Source organism: Arthrobacter sp. JZ12 (assembly GCF_035189165.1).
In the GTDB taxonomy this organism is placed as follows: Bacteria; Actinomycetota; Actinomycetes; order Actinomycetales; family Micrococcaceae; genus Arthrobacter_D.
The window spans coordinates 2,279,759-2,300,708 of sequence record NZ_CP045246.1 but is presented as its reverse complement, the minus strand read 5'-3'; the positions used below and the strand labels follow the sequence as shown (position 1 = coordinate 2,300,708).

General features: G+C 63.5%; 16 protein-coding genes and 1 tRNA gene. 11 read left to right on the top strand and 6 right to left on the bottom strand.

All coding sequences use genetic code 11. From position 1 onward, the window contains the following. Window positions 1-10: 10 nt before the first annotated feature. Genes nudC through GC088_RS10530 form a run of 3 tightly spaced genes read left to right on the top strand, consistent with a single transcriptional unit; the run spans window position 11 to window position 3,660 of the window. Window positions 11-988, top strand: a complete 978-nt coding sequence (gene nudC / locus GC088_RS10540; RefSeq protein ID WP_323958964.1) for an NAD(+) diphosphatase — start codon at window positions 11-13, stop codon at window positions 986-988. Continuing rightward, window positions 988-3,093 (top strand): ATP-dependent DNA helicase UvrD2, encoded by a 2,106-nt coding sequence (locus GC088_RS10535; protein WP_323958963.1) that lies wholly within the window; start codon window positions 988-990, stop codon window positions 3,091-3,093. The genes nudC and GC088_RS10535 overlap by 1 nt, the downstream gene beginning before the upstream one ends. A 27-nt stretch (window positions 3,094-3,120) precedes the next feature. After that, window positions 3,121-3,660 carry a M48 metallopeptidase family protein gene (locus GC088_RS10530; protein WP_323958962.1) on the top strand — a complete coding sequence of 180 codons (540 nt, stop codon included), beginning with the start codon at window positions 3,121-3,123 and terminating at the stop codon, window positions 3,658-3,660. 67 nt (window positions 3,661-3,727) lie between these two features. Here the strand turns inward: GC088_RS10530 and GC088_RS10525 are convergent, their stop codons facing one another. Then, complete coding sequence (locus tag GC088_RS10525) at window positions 3,728-5,155, bottom strand: zinc-dependent metalloprotease (protein ID WP_323958961.1); 1,428 nt, start codon at window positions 5,153-5,155, stop codon at window positions 3,728-3,730. A gap of 353 nt (window positions 5,156-5,508) precedes the next feature. Here GC088_RS10525 and GC088_RS10520 point away from each other — a divergent pair, with 353 nt between their 5' ends. The 4 genes from GC088_RS10520 (at window position 5,509) to GC088_RS10505 (ending at window position 10,512) form a co-directional block, all read left to right on the top strand. Beyond that, complete coding sequence (locus GC088_RS10520; RefSeq protein ID WP_323958960.1) at window positions 5,509-6,537, top strand: YlbL family protein; 1,029 nt, start codon at window positions 5,509-5,511, stop codon at window positions 6,535-6,537. Between the two features lie 176 nt (window positions 6,538-6,713). Then, window positions 6,714-9,737: a UPF0182 family membrane protein gene (locus GC088_RS10515; RefSeq protein ID WP_416377459.1), complete on the top strand. Its 3,024-nt coding sequence runs from the start codon at window positions 6,714-6,716 to the stop codon at window positions 9,735-9,737. Between the two features lie 69 nt (window positions 9,738-9,806). Then, a tRNA-Met gene (locus tag GC088_RS10510) sits at window positions 9,807-9,880 on the top strand. Between the two features lie 107 nt (window positions 9,881-9,987). Continuing rightward, window positions 9,988-10,512 (top strand): DUF6328 family protein, encoded by a 525-nt coding sequence (locus GC088_RS10505; RefSeq protein ID WP_323958959.1) that lies wholly within the window; start codon window positions 9,988-9,990, stop codon window positions 10,510-10,512. Here the strand turns inward: GC088_RS10505 and GC088_RS10500 are convergent. From GC088_RS10500 to GC088_RS10490, 3 genes are all read right to left on the bottom strand, one after another. Further along, window positions 10,481-11,869 carry a cryptochrome/photolyase family protein gene (locus GC088_RS10500; RefSeq protein WP_323958958.1) on the bottom strand — a complete coding sequence of 463 codons (1,389 nt, stop codon included), beginning with the start codon at window positions 11,867-11,869 and terminating at the stop codon, window positions 10,481-10,483. The two genes, GC088_RS10505 and GC088_RS10500, sit on opposite strands and share 32 nt — an antisense overlap. Window positions 11,870-11,953: 84 nt before the next feature. Then, a complete protein-coding gene (locus GC088_RS10495; RefSeq protein ID WP_323958957.1) occupies window positions 11,954-12,721 on the bottom strand; it encodes a PspA/IM30 family protein in 768 nt (255 codons plus the stop codon). 49 nt (window positions 12,722-12,770) lie between these two features. Next, window positions 12,771-14,873, bottom strand: coding sequence for a TPM domain-containing protein (locus GC088_RS10490; RefSeq protein WP_323958956.1), 2,103 nt, complete (start codon window positions 14,871-14,873; stop codon window positions 12,771-12,773). 307 nt (window positions 14,874-15,180) lie between these two features. On the opposite strand from GC088_RS10490, the gene GC088_RS10485 reads away from it, so the two are divergent. The 4 genes from GC088_RS10485 (at window position 15,181) to GC088_RS10470 (ending at window position 19,357) form a co-directional block, all read left to right on the top strand. Beyond that, complete coding sequence (locus GC088_RS10485) at window positions 15,181-16,632, top strand: S1C family serine protease (protein ID WP_323958955.1); 1,452 nt, start codon at window positions 15,181-15,183, stop codon at window positions 16,630-16,632. A 134-nt stretch (window positions 16,633-16,766) separates the two neighbouring features. After that, a complete protein-coding gene (locus GC088_RS10480) occupies window positions 16,767-17,591 on the top strand; it encodes an electron transfer flavoprotein subunit beta/FixA family protein (protein WP_323958954.1) in 825 nt (274 codons plus the stop codon). A 57-nt stretch (window positions 17,592-17,648) separates the two neighbouring features. Then, complete coding sequence (locus GC088_RS10475) at window positions 17,649-18,596, top strand: electron transfer flavoprotein subunit alpha/FixB family protein (RefSeq protein ID WP_323958953.1); 948 nt, start codon at window positions 17,649-17,651, stop codon at window positions 18,594-18,596. 2 nt (window positions 18,597-18,598) lie between these two features. Next, the gene (locus tag GC088_RS10470; protein WP_323958952.1) at window positions 18,599-19,357 is read left to right on the top strand and encodes a PIG-L deacetylase family protein; all 759 of its coding nucleotides are present in this window, start codon (window positions 18,599-18,601) and stop codon (window positions 19,355-19,357) included. 6 nt (window positions 19,358-19,363) lie between these two features. Here GC088_RS10470 and GC088_RS10465 read toward each other — a convergent pair whose 3' ends face one another. Then, window positions 19,364-20,161 carry an anti-sigma factor gene (locus GC088_RS10465; protein ID WP_323958951.1) on the bottom strand — a complete coding sequence of 266 codons (798 nt, stop codon included), beginning with the start codon at window positions 20,159-20,161 and terminating at the stop codon, window positions 19,364-19,366. 16 nt (window positions 20,162-20,177) lie between these two features. Continuing rightward, window positions 20,178-20,792 carry an ECF RNA polymerase sigma factor SigK gene (sigK, locus tag GC088_RS10460; protein WP_323958950.1) on the bottom strand — a complete coding sequence of 205 codons (615 nt, stop codon included), beginning with the start codon at window positions 20,790-20,792 and terminating at the stop codon, window positions 20,178-20,180. Window positions 20,793-20,950: the final 158 nt, after the last annotated feature.

The window sequence follows — 20,950 nt, the reverse complement described above, 5'->3', positions numbered from 1 at the left end:
CCTTAGAAGTATGACCCGAGGACTCGGTACCCAGCCGGTCGGCGCCACCAGCCTTCCTCCCATCGGATCCCTGCCGCTGGCACGTGGAACCGCTGACCGCGGATCCACCTTCCGCACTGCTCCGGATCTTTTCGACCGTTTGTGGGAGCAGCCGGAGACACGTGTCCTGCACCTGGCGCAACAGAGAACGCCCATTGAGCGGAACCGGCTCATCCTGAGCAGGGCAACGGACGTGGAACGTCCGGCGAACCCTATCTACCTGGGAAGCACAGTGGAGCAGGACGCTGAGGTGCCGGTCGGAACCCACGTAATCCTGGTCGAGCACCAGGACATCCAGACCGGCATCGCTCCCGAGAAACAATGGACGGGATTGCGTGCGGCTGCTGCTGCCATGTCCGCCCAGGAGTCTGGGCTCTTCGTTCAGGCTCTGGCGATTTCCAACTGGCATGCGGTACATACCCACTGCCCGCGATGTGGTCACGCCACCGAGTTGACCGACGGCGGATGGGTCCGGCGCTGCCCGAATGATGAGAGCCTGCATTATCCGCGCACTGATCCGGCGATAATCGTGGCCGTCACCGATGAAGAAGACAGGATTCTGCTCGGTTCCTCTGCGTCGTGGCCGGAGAACCGCTATTCAACTCTTGCGGGGTTCGTGGAGCCCGGCGAGTCCCTGGAGGCCGCGGTGATCCGCGAGGTGGAAGAGGAATCAGGGGTAGTCGTGCACTCGCCGGAGTATGTCGGTTCCCAACCATGGCCCTTTCCCGCGTCGTTGATGCTCGGGTTCACTGCGCGGGCATCCCACAGTCGTCCCGTACCTGACGGCGTGGAAATCAGGGACGTGCGTTGGTTCAGCAGGGAGGAGCTGTTCAACGGACTCATGGAGGAACGGATCTCGGTGGCTTCCGGCGCCTCGATTGCGCGCGCGTTGATCGAACACTGGTACGGGGGGCCGCTGGATGAGATGCCGTCGGCCGGTAGGCCGTAGTGGAGGATTCTGTGGAGGAACGGATCCTTGCGGGTCTGGATGATGAGCAGCGGGCAGTTGCCACGCAGTTGACGGGACCGCTGTGTGTCCTGGCCGGCGCGGGTACCGGCAAGACCCGCGCCATCACGCATCGGATCGCCTACGGGGTGCATACCGGTGTCTACAAGCCGCAGCAGGTCCTGGCGGTGACCTTCACGGCACGGGCCGCGGCGGAAATGCGGACCCGTCTTCGCGATCTCGGCGCGCAGGGCGTGCAGGCCCGGACCTTCCATGCCGCCGCCCTCAGGCAGCTGCAGTACTTTTGGCCCCAGGCTGTCGGAGGTTCGCTGCCCGGGCTGGTTGACCATAAGGCCCAGCTCCTCGCCGAGGCATCACGGCGGTTGCGGCTGAGTACCGACAGGGCTTCCATCCGGGACCTCGCTGCCGAGATTGAGTGGGCGAAGGTCTCGATGTTGACCTCTGACACCTACGTTGAGGCGGCTGCCGGGCGTTCGGAGCCGGCCGGAATGGATGCCACAACCGTGGCGCGGCTGTTCGCGGCCTACGAAGACCTCAAGGTCGACCGCAACGTGATCGACTTCGAGGATGTCCTGCTCATCACGGTGGGGATCCTTCAGGAGGATGAGAAGGTCGCGGCCACTGTCCGGGCCCAGTACCGGCATTTCGTGGTGGACGAGTACCAGGACGTGTCGCCGCTGCAGCAGCGGCTGCTGGATCTCTGGTTGGGGGAGAGGGATGAACTCTGCGTTGTCGGTGACGCAAGCCAGACGATCTATTCCTTCACTGGCGCAACCAGCTCGCACCTTCTTCAGTTCACCGGCCGGTACCGTAACGCGAAAGTCGTGAAGCTAATTCGGGATTACCGATCCACGCCCCAGGTGGTCCAGCTCGCGAACTCCCTGCTCGCGGCACGCACGGCAGAATCAGAGCGGCGCGGCACCCGGGACTCCTGGCCCACCCCGTTGCAGCTGGTTGCCCAGCGTCCTCCGGGGCCATCGCCCACTTTCACGGAGTGCAGCGACGACGAAGCGGAGGCAGCGGATGTGGCGCGCAAAATTACCGAGCTCCTGAACAACGGTGTCCCGGCCAGCGAGATCGCTGTGCTGTATCGCACGAACGGGCAGTCGGAGGCGTACGAGCAGGCCCTTGCCTCAGCAGGAATCGGTTACCAGCTCCGGGGAGCGGAGCGTTTCTTCGCCCGCCGCGAGGTGCGTGACAGCCTGCTGCAGCTTCGTGCCGCCGCACGCACGGCAGGTAACGACGACGTTCCCCAGCAGGTGCGCGATGTCCTGTCATCGCTCGGCTATACCCGCGAGGCTCCTCAGAGCTCGGGAGCCGTGCGGGAGAAATGGGAGTCACTTGCCGCCCTCGTATCGCTGGCTGACGAGCTTTCTGAAGCACGGGCGGATCAGGGTTTCACCCTGCAGGCGTTCGTCGCCGAACTGGAGGAGCGGGCAGCGGCGCAGCATGCGCCTACCGTCCAGGGCGTAACCCTCGCCTCACTGCATTCGGCGAAGGGACTCGAATGGGATGCCGTGTTCCTGGTGGGCCTGAGCGAAGGCCTTATGCCTATCTCCTTCGCTGACACGCCGGAGGGGGTGGACGAGGAACGCAGGCTGCTGTACGTCGGCATCACCCGCGCCCGGAAGTACCTGGCACTGTCCTGGTCCACCTCCCGTACACCGGGTGGTCGTGCCTCGCGCAAGCCCTCCCGATTCCTGGACGGACTCCGGCCCGATTCCGGAGCGGCGCGTTCCTACCGGCAGCCGACAATGCGGCGCGAGCGGAAACTATCGGCGCCCGCACACTGCAGGACATGCGGCAAGGTCCTTGCATCCGGGGCAGAACGCAAGATGGGGCGCTGTGCGGACTGTCCGGCCAACTACAGCGAGGAGACGTTCGAGGCCTTGAGGGCCTGGCGGCTGCAGGCGGCACGCGAGACCGACGTGCCCGCGTTCGTGGTATTCACCGACGCAACCCTCGTAGCCATTGCGGAGGCGCGGCCGAATTCCCTGGAAAAGCTTGCGGAGCTCGCCGGCGTCGGACCCGCCAAGCTTGACCGGTACGGGGAGTCGGTGCTCTCCGTACTCGCCCAGACCAATTAGGAGTGCCCATTGTTGAACGAGTCAAGCGTGGCTCTGAGCACGGAACAGTCGGCCGTCTCCTATCCCGTGGAAGTGCGGCGTTCGGCGCGGCGGCGCAGGACCGTCAGCGTGGACCTGCGGGACGGAGTGGCAGTGGTCTCCATCCCGGCTTCCTTCTCCGCCGCGCAGGAGAAACACTGGGTGGAGCGCATGGTCGCTAAGCTTCACGCAAAGTCCCGCGTGCCAGGACAAACGGAATCCGAATTGGCTGGTCGGGCCACCGACCTTTCAGCGCGGTTCCTGCAAGGGGAAGGCGCTCCGCACAGCATTCGGTGGGTTACCAACCAAAACTCCCGTTGGGGCTCAGCTACACCGGCAACGCGTTCCATCCGTCTCTCCCAGAAACTTCAGGGAATGCCCGACTGGGTTGTCGACTATGTCATCCTTCACGAGATGGCCCATCTGATTGAGCCCTCACACAACAGGCGCTTCTGGTCGCTCCTTGAGAGCTACCCGCACACGGAAACGGCCAAGGCATTCCTGCAGGGCGCAGCGTACGCGTCGGACCATGGCCTAAGCGGAAGGTAGGCGGGCCAGCATCGGCACGCCCTGGCGATTTTGCCGCTGCTCCTGTTAATCCGCCCTTCCTCTTCTCCTACCGGCGAGGGGCGTCGTCGTCCCCGTCAGGGCCGTTATTGTCCTTCTCACCGCTATCCTGGCCGCTTTCTTCGGCAGCCTCGTCCCCGGGTGATTCGAATCCGCCCGAGAGCAGCTTCTCAAGGGCTGCGTCGACGTCGGCACCCTCGGATTCGGCGAGCTGCCGGCGGGCGCTGAAGCCGGCCGGATCATCAAGATCCTCCGGGGTGGGAAGCAGATCGGGGTGATGCCATACGGCATCCCGCCCGGCCACTCCACGTTCCTCCTGCAGCTGCTTCCACAGGGCAGCTGCGTCCCGCAGGCGGCGGGGCCGCAGTTCAAGGCCTACAAGGGAAGCGAAAGCGTTCTCGGCGGGTCCGCCCGTGGCACGTCGCCGGCGCACCATCTCGCGCAGGGCCGCCGAGGACTCGAGGTTTGCAGTAGCTGCCGCCGTCACCTCGTCGACCCAGCCTTCGATGAGGGCCAGTGTGGTCTCCAGCCGAGCAAGTGCCGTCTCCTGTGCGGGAGTCCGCTGCGGCATGAAGACGCCCTGCGACAGCGCGGCCTGCACCGATTCTGGGTTGGACGGGTCGATGTCCCGGGCTACGTCCTCGATCTTGGACATGTCGATATGGATTCCGCGGGCATAACTTTCGACTGCTCCGAGCAGGTGGGCGGTGAGCCAGGGAACGTGCGTGAAGAGACGGACGTGCGCCGCTTCGCGTGTGGCGAGGAAAAGCCGGACATCGTGATCCGACAGGTCAAGACCTTCCCCGAACGCCGCGACATTCGCCGGCAGCAGGGCCATGCTGTGCTCGGCCAGCGGGATTCCGATGTCCGTGGAACTGACGACGTCGCGGGAAAGCGCACCGACTGCCTGTCCGAGCTGCATTCCGAACATGGCGCCTCCCATGTTCTGCAGCATGGAGGATGCAGGGCCCATCATCGTCTTCATCTCTTCGGGCATCTGCTCTGTAAGTGCGTTGGAAAGAGCGGTTGCGATGCTGGTTGCAACCGGTTCCGTCAGACGCTTCCACGTGTCCATAGTGGCCTCGACCCACTCGGCGCGGGACCACGCACGCCCGAGGAGCGCGGTCGAGGGGAAGTCCGTTACAGGGTCGAGCCACATCTCTGCGAGCCGCAGCGCGTCGTCGACTTCACGCTGCTCCCGGGAGGAAACAGACGGATCACCCCCCGTCGCGGCGGCACGCCGCGCCTGATCGTGGGCAAGCTTCCAATTCACGGGCCCCTCGGACTGGGCGGCGGAGAACATCGCCTGGACTTGCTGCATCATCATGGCCATCGCCTGCGGATCGCTAGGCAGACCGGCCGCCCGGGCTAGTTCCTGCGGGTCCATTCCCTGCATGTTGCCGCCCATGAGGCGCTCAAGCATTTCCGAGAAAGGATCCTTGGGAGCATCATCGTCATTCGACGGGTTTGAACTCATCGGTACCACCGGTCCTTGGTCGAAAGGTGTCTGATCGGAAGCTGTCTGATTGAAAGGTGTCTGGCCGACAGCGGTCGCTCGGGGTTTCAAACGTTACCGGCACGTTCCGGCGTTGTCGTCTGTGCCCTCGTGAGTTCGCTCTAGGCAAAGCAGGTGCGGGAAGATCGGCAGGCTTCTATCAGGAACGGCTTGTAGGCTTGGGCTGTGATGCCCAGGGGCGGCGCCGGATCTGGGTTGCCCTTCAGGACGCCACCCCAAGCTGAAAGTGATTCTCCTTGACCCAGCCGACGCTCTCGCCAGATACGTCCCGGCGCAATGATCTCCCCAGGAAGCGGGACCCCCGCTTCACCGTCATGTCGGTCTCAGGGCTGCTCGCGATAGGACTCGGTGCTGCTGCCGTGCTACTGCCTGCGCCGTACGTCGTGGAATCCCCGGGCCCAACCTTCAACACAATCGGGACGGTGAATGAGGACCCGCTGATTTCGGTTGAAGGGCGCGAGACCTATCCCACCAGCGGGAAACTGGACCTGACCACGGTTTTCGTGGCGGGCGGACCGGGCCAGCAGATAAGCATCTTCGACGCATTCCGAGCGTGGGCGGATCCCGCGCAGACCGTCACCCCCCGCGAGCTGGTCTATCCACCTGAGACCTCCCAGGCGGAAATCGAAGAGCAGAACGCGGCCGCCATGACCTCCTCGCAGGAAGCAGCGGTTGCAGCCGCTCTCGGCCACCTTGACATACCGTACGAGGAAACCCTCTCGGTGGTTGGGTTTGCGCCGGAATCGGTGTCGGAGGGCATTCTTCGAGAAGGTGATGTGCTGACCGAAGTCGACGGAGATGCGGTCCAATCCCTGCAGCCCCTGCGGGATGCCCTGAATGAAGCCGCCGGAGATGCCGTCGACATCACGGTACTGCGGGACGGCGAGGAGGTCGTGGAGTCGGCGCAACCCCGGAAGGGGGACACCGGCGACTACCAGCTGGGCATCTTCCTGATGTCCGAGTTCCAGTTTCCCTTCGACGTCGATATCGCCCTGAACAACGTCGGTGGACCTTCAGCGGGAATGATGTTCGCCCTCGGAATTGTCGACAAGCTGACCGAGGGGGAACTTACCGGCGGGCGCCACTTCGCCGGCACCGGCACGATCGAGTCCTCCGGAACGGTCGGCCCGATCGGGGGTATCCGCCAAAAGCTGGTAGGGGCCCGCGAGTCCGGCGCTGAAGTGTTCCTTGCGCCGGCAGATAACTGCGGAGAGGTCGTCGGCCATGTTCCGGAGGGGCTTCAGGTAGTCCGCGTTGAGACCCTTGCTGACGCGGTCAGCGCGGTCGAGGCATTGGGCGCGGGAAATGACGACGGCGCCCAGCTACCGTCCTGCGAAGGCTGACGTCGAGGGTTCCGCAAGAGGCAGTTTGGACACGATTGGGAAACGATTGCGTCCCGTCTCCGAAGAGCCGGAACTGAATTGGGTGGCGCGCACGTGCTCAGGGCAGAATAAACAACAGTGGAGCCCGCGCCGTCGGGTGTTTCCAGCACTCCGTACCCCCCAAGGATGAGGTCACAGTGACATCCGGACAAGACCGGCCTTTCAGCAACCGGCCGAGCCAACCGTATTCCTCCCCGAACAGGCGGCGCGGGCCGCTGGTTCCAACGCTGGTAGTCCTGGGACTGCTTGTAGTTGGGTTCGTCTACTTCTCGCAGGTCTACGCAGACGTCCTCTGGTACAACCAGCTCGGGTTCCTGGAGGTGTTCGTCACCGAGAACCTTTCCCGGATCGGCCTCTTCCTGCTTGCCTTCCTGGTGATGGCGGTATGCGTCTACTTCAGCATGCGCATCGCGTACCGGTCCCGTCCTATCTACGCGCCGGACAGCAGCATCCAGGACAACCTCAACCGCTACCAGACGCAGCTGGAGCCCATCCGCCGCCTCCTCATGATCGGCATACCGCTGGTCCTGGGCGCCTTCGCCGGCACTGCAGCAGCCTCGCAATGGGAACGGATGCTCCTTTTCTTCAACGCACAGCCCTTTGGCGAACCAGACCCCCAGTTCCAGCTGGATATCGGTTTCTACGTCTTCACACTGCCGTTCCTTGGTTTCCTCGTCGGGTTCCTGGTCAGCGTGGTCGTGATCAGCGGTATCGCCGGCATCCTCACCCACTACCTCTACGGCGGCGTCCGGATTGAGGAGAAGGGGCTGTTCACCAGCAGGGCCGCGAGGACGCACATTGCCGTCCTCGCCGCACTCTTCCTCATCCTGCAGGGTGTCAACTACTGGCTCGACCGATACGCCACCGTGACCGGCAGCAGCGGTAAATGGGCCGGCGCGCTCTATACGGACGTGAATGCTGTCATCCCAACCAAGGCAATCCTGGCGGCCGCTGCCATTATCGTCGCCGTCCTCTTCCTCATCTCGGTGGCTATCGGCCGCTGGCGGCTTCCCGTCATCGGAACCGCGATGCTCATCATCACCGCCATCCTGGCGGGAGGAATCTATCCATGGGTCATCCAGAGGTTCCAGGTGGTTCCGTCCGAGTTCAGCCGCGAGGAACCGTTTATCGAGCGCAACATGAACATGACGCGCGCTGCCTATGGGCTGGACCAGGTGCAGGTGAGCAACTACGGCGTCGAAGAAGTGCCCCAGGAGGGCGCGCTGAACGAGGACGGCGAAACAACTGCGAATATCCGCCTGCTGGATCCGAACCTCGTCAGTGATGCGTTCAGCCAGCTCCAGCAGTTCCGGCAGTACTACCAATTCCCCGAGATCCTCAACGTCGACCGGTACGAGATCGACGGCGAGATCGAGGACACCGTGATCGCGGTTCGCGAACTCAACACTGCGGGTGTGCCCGACGGCTGGATCAACGAGCACGTGTATTACACCCACGGCTATGGCGTGGTTGCGGCGGCAGGTTCGACCGTCGAGCCGGACGGGCGCCCATCATTCATCCAGTCCGGCATCCCGTCCACGGGTCTGCTGGGAGATGAGAGCACGTTCGAACCCCGCATCTACTTTGGGGAGGAGTCTCCGGAGTACTCCATCGTGGGTGCCCCTGAGGGAGCAACCCCGCTGGAGATCGACCGGCCGCAGACCGAGGAGTCGGATCAGGAGGCGCGCAGCACCTTCGAAGGCGATGGCGGGCCGGGTGTCGGGAACTTCTTCAATCGTCTTGTGTACGCACTTAAGTTCCAGTCGACGGATCTGTTGCTCTCCGACCAGGTGAACGGCGAGTCGCAGATCCTCTACGACCGGGATCCCGTGGAACGGGTCGAGAAGGTCGCGCCCTACCTGACCCTGGACAGCAACGCCTATCCGGCCATCGTAGACGGACGCGTGAAGTGGATCATCGACGGCTACACCACCACGGCCGACTACCCGTATTCCACGCAGCAGGAGCTTCAGTCCGCCACGGTCGACTCGCTGACGGCGGAAGGGGTGGCCACCGCCCTCCCTGCTGAACAGGTCAACTACATCCGCAACGCAGTCAAGGCAACAGTCGATGCCTACGACGGCTCAGTGAACCTTTATGCCTGGGATGACCAGGATCCGATCCTGAAGGCCTGGCAGAACGTGTACCCTACGTCGCTTCAGCCGTACAGCGAGATGTCAGCCGACCTGATGGCCCACGTGAGGTATCCGGAGGATCTCTTCAAGGTTCAGCGCGAACTCCTCGCCCGCTACCACGTCACCCAGACCCAGCCGTTCTACAGCAACAACGAGGCGTGGGCCGTTCCGGTCGACCCGACTCTGGAAGAGGGCGAGCAGGAGGTCAAGCAACCGCCGTTCTACCTCTCGCTTCAAATGCCTGAGCAGGAATCGGCAAGCTTCTCCCTGACGACGCCGTTCATCCCGTTTGTGCCTGAGGGGCAGGAACCGCGCAACATCCTCTACGGCTTCCTTGCTGCCGACGGTGATGCAGGAACGGGCGAGGACGGCGTAAAGGCAGAAACCTATGGCACGCTGCGGCTGCTGGACTCCTCGGGGCAGGACTCTGCAGTCGGTCCCGGACAGGCAGCCAACCTCTTCAACTCGGATACCGAGGTTTCCCAGCAGCTAAACCTGCTGCGGCAAGGTGCTTCCGAAGTGATCAGCGGCAACCTGCTCACCCTGCCGATCGGCGGCGGCGTAGCCTATGTCCAGCCCGTTTTCGTTCAGTCTTCGGGTGACTCGTCCTTCCCGGTGCTGCGTCGTGTGCTTGTGAGCTTCGGGGAACAGGTTGGATTTGCGCCCACGCTTGCCGAGGCGCTGGACCAGGTCTTCCAGGGTGACTCGGGCGCCGAGACCGGTGACAGCGAGAATGTGGGTGAAACACCGGACGATCCGGCAGCGCCACCTGCGGGTGAAGAGCCAACCGGCGAAGCGACAGCCGAACCTACCCAGGAGCCCACGGCGCCGGCTGATCCGGGTACCGGGGATCCGGCAGCGGATCTCCGTGCGGCGCTTCAGGATGCGAACACTGCGATCCAGGAGGGAGAGGCCGCACTCGCTGAGGGAGACTTCGCTGCTTACGGCGAAGCCCAGGAGCGGCTCAACCAGGCCCTGCAGCGTGCTCTCGACGCTGAAACCCGGCTCTCGGAAGCCGGAGAGTAGGCAATCGAATAGGCTGCAGACCCTCGATTTGGGATCCGGCCCCGCGGCGGGTAGAGTAGTAATCACCGCCGCGGGGTGGAGCAGTTCGGTAGCTCGCTGGGCTCATAACCCAGAGGTCGCAAGTTCAAATCTTGCCCCCGCAACTTACTGAAGGTCCGGAAAGCTTAGCTTTCCGGACCTTCGCTTTTGCCGGTCGCTTTCGCTGGCATTTGTCCGGCGGAGTGTGCCTCAGCTCACCTACACTGTATCCATGATTGAGCAGGGTCCGATTGGCGGTGACAGTGAGCGTGGGGAAACAGCTCTACAGCGGGTCGACCGGAACTGGCTGGAGTTACTTCAGGAGTTGCGCGTACTTCAAACCGGTATACAAATCCTGACGGGGTTCTTGCTCACGCTTCCATTTCAAGCGCGCTTCGAAGAGCTCGATGATTTCCAGTTGGTTGTCTACCTTGTGCTTGTGGTGCTGTCTGCGCTCATTACGACACTGCTCCTGGCTACCGTGATCATGCACCGTACATTCTTCCGTCTGCGAATCAAGGAGACACTGGTTCGCAATGCAAACCGCATCCTTCGTGCCACAATGGTTTTTGTTGCGCTCGTCCTGATCGGAACAACCGGCCTAATCTTTGACATCGTGCTGGACCGAAGCGCAGGAACTGTCGTTGCCGTCAGCCTAGCAATGCTGATTCTGGTCTTGTGGGTAGTGATCCCGGAAGGGATTAAACGTCGGTCGGTCCAGAATGCTAATTCCGGCGCAGATCCCGGTAGGCGGTGAGGGCGCGCTCGCGCGACTCCTTCAGGTCCAATAGCGGAAGCGGATACCCGTTCCTTGGTCCCCTCCACGGTTCGTGCACATCTTCCGCTCCGCGGAGCTCCGGGACCCACCTTCGGATGTACTCTCCTGCGGCGTCGAACTTTCGGCTCTGTGTCACTGGATTGAAGATCCGGAAGTACGGGGCTGCGTCTGCCCCCGAGCCGGCCACCCACTGCCAATTCGCTGCATTGTTGGCCGGATCGGCGTCGACGAGTGTGTCCCAAAACCACTGCTCGCCCACCCGCCAGTCCACCATCATGTTCTTGACCAGAAACGATGCCACCGCCATGCGGACGCGGTTGTGCATCCACCCGGTGTGCCACAGCTGACGCATCCCGGCGTCGATCAGGGGGTAGCCGGTCAGCCCGCGCTGCCAGGACCGCAGCTCAGCCGGGTCCGGCGTCTGCCAGGGGAAGGCGTTGAACTCCGTGCGGTAGTTCTCGTCCGCCAGGCCTGGATTGTGGTACAGCAACTGCCAGCAGAATTCGCGCCAACCCAGCTCTTTGGTGAAGACGGTCAGGTCCGGCGCGCGGACTGCGCTTTGGGCGAGCGATGCAGCATGCCAGACCTGGAAGGGGCTTGCTTCGCCGAAGCGAAGATGCGGTGAGAGGCGACTTGTTCCCTCAACGTGCGGCAGTTGCCGGGCATCGGCGTAGCCGTCAATGGCCTCCTCGAGGAATCGCGCAAGCTGGCCCTGCGCGGCGGGTTCCCCGGGAGTCCATGTCTCGCGCAGTCCGCCTGCCCAGTCAGGTGCGCTAGGCAGAAGGTGCCAGTCCGCCAGGTTTTCGGACCCAATTACGGGACCGGAGAGGGCAGCTGGCGGATCGAGCGGAGCACGGGGAAACGGCTGTGCGAGGCACGCCCGCCAGAAGGGCGAATACATGCGGTAGGGCGAGCCGTCCGCTGTAGTAACCGTCCACGGCTCGAAGAGAAGGTTCGCCTGGAAGCTGTGAACCTCGCGGCCGATTGCGCTAAGTCTCGCCTTTATGCCGGCATCAACAGTTCGTTCGGCGGAGCCGTATCGACGATTCCAGACAACGGCGTCCGCACCAGTGTCCTGAACCAGTTCGGGAATGACTGTTTCCGCCGGTCCTGACCGCAGTACCAAACCTGCCCCCAGCGCGCGCAGGGACTCAGCGAGGGAAGCGAGAGAGTGGTGAAGCCACCAACGCGAAGCTCCACCAAGGGGCCTCAAGTTTGGGCTCTCTTCGTCCAGAACGTAGCAAACGACGACGTCGCCGCGCTCAGCAGCGAACTGCAGCGCCGGGTTGTCGCTCACCCGCAAGTCATCTCGAAGCCATACCAGGGTCAGAGGCACAGGGCTCAATCTACCGTTCCGGACACAAGAACGGCGGCCCGCAGCGGACCGCCGTTCTTGTGTTGCTGATTGTCTGACAAGTTGTCAGTACTTGGGGCTTTCCTCGCCCTGCTCAATTGCCGACGGCGCGGCAGAACTTGACGCTCCGGCCTTGAGGGCGGCGAGGCGGGCCTCAATCTCGGTCTGCTCGCCAAGGTCCTCCAGGCTCTCAAACTGGGCGTCAAGGCTGGAGCTGGCCAGTTCCTGCTGACCGCGAACACGTGCTTCCTCGCGCCGGATCTTCTCCTCGAAGCGGCCCACCTCGCTGGTGGGATCCATGAAGTCAATGCTCTTCATAGCCTCGTGTACCTGCTGCTGGGCTGCTGCTGTCCGGGAGCGGGCAATGAGTTCATCACGCTTGCTCGTGAGCTCGTTGAGCTTGCCCTTCATCTGGTTGAGGCCGTCCTTCAGCTTCTCGACGATCTCCGTCTGTGAAGCGATGGTCGGTTCTGCGCCCTTGGCCTCATTCTCGGCGTTGATCTGCCGCTGGATGGCCACCTTGGCAAGGTTGTCGAACTTCTCGGCATCGGTCGTGTTTCCGGCCGAGCGGAACTCATCGGCCTTCTTGGACGCGGCCAGCGCCTTGTTACCCCAGGTGCGCGCGTTTTCGCGGTCCTCGTTGTAGTCCTCCTGAAGCATGCGCAGGTTACCGATTGTCTGGGCTACGGCGCTTTCAGCTTCGGCGATGCTGTTTGAGTAGTCCCGCACCATCTGATCGAGCATCTTTTGCGGGTCCTCGGCCTGATCGAGCAGTGCGTTGATGTTGGCCTTGGCGAGGGTTGCGATTCGTCCGAAAATTGACTGCTTTACCATGAGATACCTTCCGATGTGCCTGGATAATTACTGCCTGAAAGGCGCCCGACTAGAAGTCGCCGAAGCCCCCGAAATCTCCGAATCCGCCGCCGCCGGAATCGAATCCACCGAACCCGCCGCCGCCGAACATCCCGCCTCCGTCTCCTCCGAAGTCCCCGCCTCCTCCGCCGAAGAAGCCGCCCCCATGGCCGCCACCGTTGAGGATGGAACCGATCAGGATCCCGCCAAGAAGGGCGCCGCCCATGCCGTCACCGCGGCTTCCGAACATGCCGCCGCCGCCGAAGCCGCCCATCCTTCCACCGAATCCCTCGACGTCGCTCTGCGCGATCTGGCCGGCCTGCTCCGCCAGAGCTGCGGCCTGCTGGGCGTGGGACAGCGCCGTCACTGGGTCCTGACTCTGGATCCTGAGGGCATAGTCGAGGTTGCGTTCGGCCTCCGCCAGGCGGGTTCGTGCCTCACTGCCGACGCCGCCGCGGCGTGCGCGGATGTAGTCAGCCGTGCCCGAGATTCGGGATTGTGCCGCCATGATGGTGTGCTGCAGGGTTTCCCGCGCTCGACGAACCTGCTCCGCATGGTCACGTACTCCGCCGATCGCTGCATCCAGCTGTGTATGCGCTGCCTCGACCCGCTGTAGGAGGGCGACCGGATCAATACGGCCGCCTGCGATTTCCCGCTTCACGGCCTCCAACGCGGCGGCCGCACCGGCTACCGGACCCGACAGTTCCGGGTTGGAGCCGGCGGCAACCATGGCCTGGCCCTGCGCGAGGTCCTGTTCGGTATCTGCGACCGCCCGTTCCATTTCACGCTCCGCAGTGGCCAGCTCTTCGGCCCGTCGATCGATGGCCTCCAGAAGGACTTTGGTCTGGTGCACGCCTTCTTCCGCAGCGCGAACTGCAACGACGGCGGCACCGGTGTTGCCCTCGGACAGGTGGCGTTGCGCGGTCGCGGCAGCGTTGTCCACGAACTGAAGACGCTCGCGGGCCTGGTCGACATTGTCCTCGACCTGAGACGTGGCGGAAGCTGCGTAGCGGCTCTGAAGTTGGCGGAGCCTGCCCTCCGCCGCCGTCAGGTGCGTCCCGACTTCGCCTGCTGCGGCCTGGGCTTCAGACAGTGCACGGGGTGCGTTCCGTTCCAGCTTCCGCAAAGCGTCGAAGTCGGCCTTGTGCTCCTGGAGCGAAGCATTCACTGATTCACACCGGCGAATGATGTCGCCCAGCCACTTGCGCTGGTCTTCTTCGGTGTCCGGAATGTGGTCGTCAAGCTGCTGCTGGAGTTTGAAGGACTCGCTCATATGTGCTTTGGCAGCTGCGATGTCGGCTGCGAAAGGCTTGACGGCGTCGTCGCCGTACTGCGCCTGGGCGAAGCCAAGCTCCTGTTCGCTGGATTTAATCGCGTCGTCCGCAGCGATGAGAAGACTCCCGGCCCGGCGCCGCAGGTCCTCGATGCTGACCGACGCCAGCGGATCAAGGACTTCGCCGTTACTACCCCTGCCGGGCCCGAATTCCATCTCGGACGGCAGTTGCTGCTGGCCGGCTGCCTGCCTCCTGCCTTTTGAGCGGAGGTAGAAGTAGCCGCCCACGCCGGCGAGGATCAGAAGCAGTCCGATGAAGAGCACGGATCCGAAACCTCCACCGCCCTGGTCAGGCGTGCCTGTACCTACGGTTCCGCCTTCAACGACCTGGGCGATGGCGTTGGTTGCTGCGATAGCTGCCCCATCCCAGTCGCCGTCCGAAAGTTCGGGCAGAATGACGGAATTGTTGATCTGATTTTCCTGGTTCCCGAAGGGTGCCGAGTCATCAGCGATCAGACCTGCGCGCTCTTGCTCAAGGCCCACCACCATGAGTGCGTCCGTCGGTGAGAAGCCGCTTGCCGATGCCGATTCCTGAGCCCATGCCTCGGCATCCGAAGGATTGGTGAATGAGTCTACGTAGGCGACGTGCAGCGTATACCCGTGCTCGCTCTGCAGCTGGGAGATCGCCTGCTCAACCTGCTGCTGCTCGGCGTCGGTCAGAACGTCAGCCTGGTCGATGACTGTCTCGGAGCTGAAGTCAACGGGATCCACGGCGTATGCCGCTCCGGCAGCAAAGGGACCTATCAGTAACAGCGTTCCGACACCCGCAACGGAGGAGATGCGTGTGATGCTCGACTTCATGCACGACCCTTCAGCTGTGTCCGCCGGGCGCTCCGGGAACGGGCGAAAAACCCGGCCTGCATGGGCAAAATCCCCGGGTTCGCCTGTTTGCGATTCTATGGTGCCGTCTGAAGGCAGTCCACCGGACCGCGTATGCCTGGAGCGAAATGGCGAAGGCGTGCGGAGGAGCGCGGAGCGGATGGCAGTGCGGAAGAATGGGAGTCAAGACGTGCCGCTTGGTCGGCTCACAGCGCGCTTACAGCTAATGTGGGCTGTTGGCTCAGGCTGCCTTGGCATAGTGCTGGAAGCATCATTGAAAGGACACCCGATGACCGAGAACAACCCCGGTTCCTACAATGGACCGCTTCCTCCGAGGCCGCAGAACCCGCCGAGTCCCCGATGGGGGGAAGACCACCCGCTGTACCCCCGGACAGAGCAGCAGCCCGCTCTTCCTCACGAGGCTCAGGCACAGGCTACCCAGCACGCGGAGGCCCACAGGGAGACGGAGCATTACGGAAACGGCGCGTTCGGTTACGGCCCGCATCATCAGCAGCCCGAGAACATTCAAGGGGGCAAGGCAAAGGAGCGGGTGGGAACCGGCACTTTCATCGCCGGCATGCTGGTTGCCGGCCTCATCGGTGGCGGCGTGGTGGCCGGCGCTGATGCCCTGCTGGAGTCCGGAGGCGGCGGAGCCAACGGAGGGGCAGCGCAGGCGGAGTCCGTCGTCGTCAATGACACCGAAAGTGTCAACGAGATTACCGGCGCCGCTGCCAAGGCATCACCGAGTGTTGTCACCATTTCGGTCAGTGGAGCGGGATCCGGCGGGTCCGGTTCGGGAATCATCCTCGACGCCGAAGGCCACATCCTGACGAACACCCATGTGGTCACCCTGGGTGGCCAGGTGGCTGATCCGGCGGTCGAAGTCAAGACGAACGACGGCCGGGTATTTCAGGCGCAGGTGGTTGGCACCGATCCGCTTTCCGACCTTGCAGTGATCAAGATCGATGCGCCGGATCTACAGCCGGCAACGCTCGCCGACTCCTCCGAACTCAATGTAGGAGATGTGGCGATCGCTATCGGCGCACCCCTCGGACTCAGCGGGACAGTCACAGACGGAATCATTTCCACTCTGAACCGAACCATCGCCGTTCAGTCATCGGCCGTTCCGGAACAGCAGTCGGACGCGCCCGAGCAGGAGCCGGGCGAGGGATTCAACTTCCTTCCGCCGGACGGCTCGCAGGCCCCGGAGCAGTCAGCGCAGGGGTCCATCTTCCTGAACGTTATACAGACGGACGCTGCAATCAACCAGGGCAATTCGGGAGGCGCCCTGGTGGACTCGCAGGGCCGCATCATCGGGGTCAATGTTGCGATTGCCTCTGCCGGAAGCGGAGAAAGTGCGGGAAACATAGGCGTCGGCTTCTCCATCCCGATCAACTACGCCCAACGCGTCGCCAACGAGATCATCGCCAATGGAGAAGCCACGCACGGCTTCCTCGGCGTGAGCGTCGGTGCAGCGGCATCGGGTGGTGAGGAAGCATCGGCCAGCTCCTTCTCAGTGGGCGCCGAGGTGCAGTCAATTGAAGGCGGTAGCCCTGCTGAGACAGCCGGGATCCAGGAGGGCGACGTGATCACCAAGGTCGGTGAACTGGTGATTGACGATCCACAGGCGTTGACGGCTGCTGTGCGCATGCTTGCCGAAGGCGAGACGACAACGGTGGAGCTCCTCCGCGGCGGGGAGACGCTCACGCTCGACGTCACTGTCGGGCAGGCGCCCGCCTAGGGAATCCCGCCTGGACCCTCGCCAAAAGCAGCCCTTCCTGGAAGGGCTGCTTTTGGCGTCATATCCCTGCCGTAAACGGCGCACCGGTGTGGTTAGCTTGTGTGCGGCAGCTAGAAGCCGGAGGAAAGGCAGCAATGGCCGAGACAGAATCCGCACTGAAAATCGCGGTACTGGTTAAGCATGTCCCTGACGCACAGTTCGATCGGCACCTGAGCGGGGACAACAACACTACCGACCGCTCGGAGAGCATCCTGTCGGAACTTGACGAGTACGCCCTGGAAGCGGCGCTGCAGCTGATCGAGGCCAGAGGCGGTGAGGCAGCCGGGCACCGTGTCACGGCGGTGACGATGGGTCCTGCCGGAGCGGTTAATGCAGTCAAGAAGGCGCTTCAGATCGGTGCCCATGACGGCGTGCACCTCAGCGACGAGGCACTGGCCGGGTCCGATGCCTCCGGAACATCAAAGGCGCTCGCGGCTGTTGTCCGTCATCTGGGTGACGTCGATCTGGTGCTGACGGGGATGGCATCCACCGACGGCGAGACCTCCCTTGTTCCCGCGCAGCTTGCCGAAATGCTCGGCCTGCCGCAGGTAACCTTCGCATCCTCGCTCGAATTGCAACAGGAGGACGGCGGCTGGCGGCTGACTGCCCGGCGGGAAAGCGACCACGTTGCCGAAACTGTGGAGAGCGCCCTGCCGGCTGTGGTCTCGGTGACAGACCAGATCAACGAGCCCCGGTACCCGAACTTTAAGGGCATCATGGCGGCGAAGAAGAAGACCATTACGACGCTCTCACTGGCAGACATAGGACTTGACGCGTCCGAAGTAGGCTTGGCCGGCGCCTGGACCCGCGTGAATGATGCTCAGCCGCGACCTCCCCGCTCGCAAGGTGTAATCATCACCGACGAGGGAGATGCCGGGATCCGGCTGGTCGATTTCCTCGCGGAGCAGAAGCTGCTCTAGAGCGCCACTTCCTACCAGCGACTTCTTCCAGCGACCCTCTTCTCAAGGAGCCTTGCCATGGCAACCGTCCTCGTATATCTCGACAATCCCGGCGCCAGCCTGCACAAGACCGACCGGGAATTGCTGACCCTCGCCGGGACGCTCGGCGAGCCATCCGTTGCCCTGATCGGGGAATTGGACAGCGCTGTAGCGGCCGAACTTGGTGCCTACGGTGTGCAGACGGTCTTCCAGCCGTCAGACTCGGGGCTTGCCGACCTGCTGGTTGCAGGCAAGGCGGCCTTCCTTGCCGCCGCCGCGGAAGCCGCGAACGCAGGCGCACTACTGCTCGGCAATACATTCGAGGCGAAAGAGATCGCGGCCCGGGCCGGGGTTAGGCTCGAATCCGGTGTCATCACGGACGCGGTCGCTATTGCCCCGGACTTCACTGTGACCAAGTCGGTCTTCGCAGGCTCCTACACGGTCAACGCTGTTGTCACCACCGGCCGCCCCATCATCACAGTCAAGTCCAACAGCATCGAGGTTGCGGACCCAACGGAAGCAGGTACGCCGGAGGTTCGCGAGATCGACGTTCCGGCACCGACTGCGGCTGCACGGATCACCGGCCGGTCGGAGAAGACGGCAAGCGGGCGCCCCTCTCTGGATGAAGCGAGGATTGTGGTGGCTGGCGGGCGCGGCGTCGACGGCGACTTCAGCCCCGTTGAGGATCTCGCGGACGCGCTTGGCGGCGCTGTCGGAGCTTCCCGTGCGGCTACCGACGCGGGGTGGATCGACCACTCTGCCCAGATCGGGCAGACAGGCAAGACTGTATCGCCGCAGCTGTATGTCTCGGCTGGTATTTCCGGTGCCATCCAGCAGAAGGCAGGGATGCAAACCGCGAAGGTCATCGTAGCGGTGAACAAGGACCCGGACGCCCCGGTCTTCGAGATCGCCGACTTCGGCGTTGTGGGTGATCTCGCTACGGTGCTGCCGCAGGCGACGGAAGAGATCAGAAAGCGCAAGGGCTGAGGGTGGCACAGGAACCCTCCAAGCGGGAAGAGGGCGTGGACCGGGTTCTGTGTTTCGCGGCGCACCCGGACGATATCGATTTCGGTGCGGCCGGCACCATCGCCCGCTGGACGGCGGCGGGCGTCGTCGTGGATTACTGCATCATGACTGACGGCGACGCCGGCGGGTTCTCGGAGGAGCACCGCCCGGACATTGTTGAGCGCCGCCGCGAGGAGCAGCGGGCGGCAGCGCGTCTGGTGGGCGTGGAAACGATCCACTTTTTGGGGCACCGCGACGGCTACCTGGAGCCCAGCCACGAATTGGTCGCAAGCATCGTTGAGCTCATCCGGGCCCTGCGTCCGCAGATCGTCCTGTCCATGCACCCGGAGCGGAACTGGGACCGTATCCAGAAGTCACACCCCGATCACCTCGCCTGCGGGGAGGCAGTCACCCGGGCGGTCTACCCGGCCGTTGAGAACCCCTATGCCTTCCCCGAGCTGGCGGCGAAGGGGCTGGAGGCATACCGCCTTCCCTGGCTGTGGTTTTACGGCGGCCCCTCCCACCTGGAAAACCACTTCGTCGACGTAACCGAGCATGTCGAGGACAAGATGCGCGCCCTGCATTTCCACACCAGCCAGCACCCTGACGTGGAGCGGATGGACCGGAGCGTGCGGGGCTTCCTCACGGCGAACGCAACGCGTGCCGGTTTGCCGGAAGGTCGGAGCGCCGAAGCCTTTCAGAAAGTTCCAGTCAACACAGAAGCTACGATCGCCGGCTTCTAGGGCAGCTCACGCGTCGAAGGGTATCTGGACGACCAGCGGCAGGGTGGGGGTCTCCGAACCGCCTTCGGGCTCCACCGTGATCGCCAGGCCGCTATAGGCACTGATGCCTTCGATGGCGACTTCGGTATGGGCGACGTCTTCGCCGGTCATGGTTCCGAGCGATTCCGGTGATGCTCCGCCCTCCGGCAGGCGCCACATTTGGTAGACCTTGCCTTCGGGAGGCGCGGGAACTCCGTCCAGGGTGACGACGGCGGCGTCCTCCGACCTGGAAACCGCCAGTTCCGCGGTACCGCCGGCGCCGATTGCGACCTCGTCGCGCTGCAGGTCAGCCGCCCGAAGCACTTCCTGCTCAACTGACGACGGCTGCAGGTTCTGCGCTATGGTCACTCCGCCCACCGCCAGGACTACGGCAGCGGCCGCGGCCAAAAGCCAGCGTGTCACCGAAGAGGTGGTTCGCCGTTCACGCCGCTGGGCGAGCTCGACAACCGGAGCAGGAGCGGAGATCGGGGTCTGATCAGGAGCGGCAGGGCGTTCTGCTGCGGGCAGGCTGCCCATGATCCGGTCGAACAGGTCTGCGGGCGGCTCGGCCTCGTCTACCGCGTAGGCCCGAGCGAGAGTCTCCCGTGTGGACCTGACGCGGCTGTCGAATGCCTCACGCACCGTGGGAGCAGCGCTGGACATGTAGCCCTCAAGAGTCGCTCGCTCTTCATCGCTTACAGCGTCCAGCGCATAGACCTCGGCCCATTCGAGGGCAAGGCCGTTTTCCAGGTCCTGCTGAAGGTTGTCCGCGAACCGCTTGTTCATATCCTTGTCCTGCATCTCAGCTCACCCCCAGACAGGTTTTCAGCCGGATAAGCCCGTCCCTGATTCTCGACTTGATGGTTGGTACCGCCACCTGAAGTTTCTCGGCGACTTCCCGGTAGGTCAGGCCGCCGTAGTAGGCCAGGCGAACCGATTCCTGCTGTGTGGGCGTGAGCGTTTCGAGACATTCGATGACAGCTTCCGCCTCCAGCCGCTGAGTAACGGTATCGACGACGTCGTCGTGGTCCTTCACCTGCATAGCCGCCCCGTACCGCGCCTCGCGCTCGGTGGAACTCTGCTCCGAGCGCACCCGGTCCACCGCACGCCGGTGCGCCAGTGTCATCAGCCAGGCCATGGGGCTCCCGGCAGCAGGGTCGAACCGTGCTGCGCTGTTCCAAACCTGAAGGTAGACCTCCTGCGTTGTGTCCTCGCTGAGCTCGGGATCGATCAGGACGCGCCGTGCAAGTCCATAGACTCTCCGCGAGGTTAAGGCGTAGAAGTCCGCGAACGCGCCCTGGTCTTGCTGCGCAATCCGGTCAAGGAGTCCGGCCAGATCCGCTGCAGACCCTGCAGGCTCTCCGCCGGACGCTTCCGTTTCGGAGGAGGTGAGTCGGCTCACACGCGGCGTATCCATAGGCCTCAAGCATAGAACGCCCAAGGGTTCTTCCCGAACAACAGGATCCGCCAAGGGAACGAGCATGCCTGCCTGCTGCCCAACGTCCATCATGCGACACCGCCATCTCCCTCACTATCAGCGTGAATGATTCGGAGCGGGCGAACCCGCGGATGGGT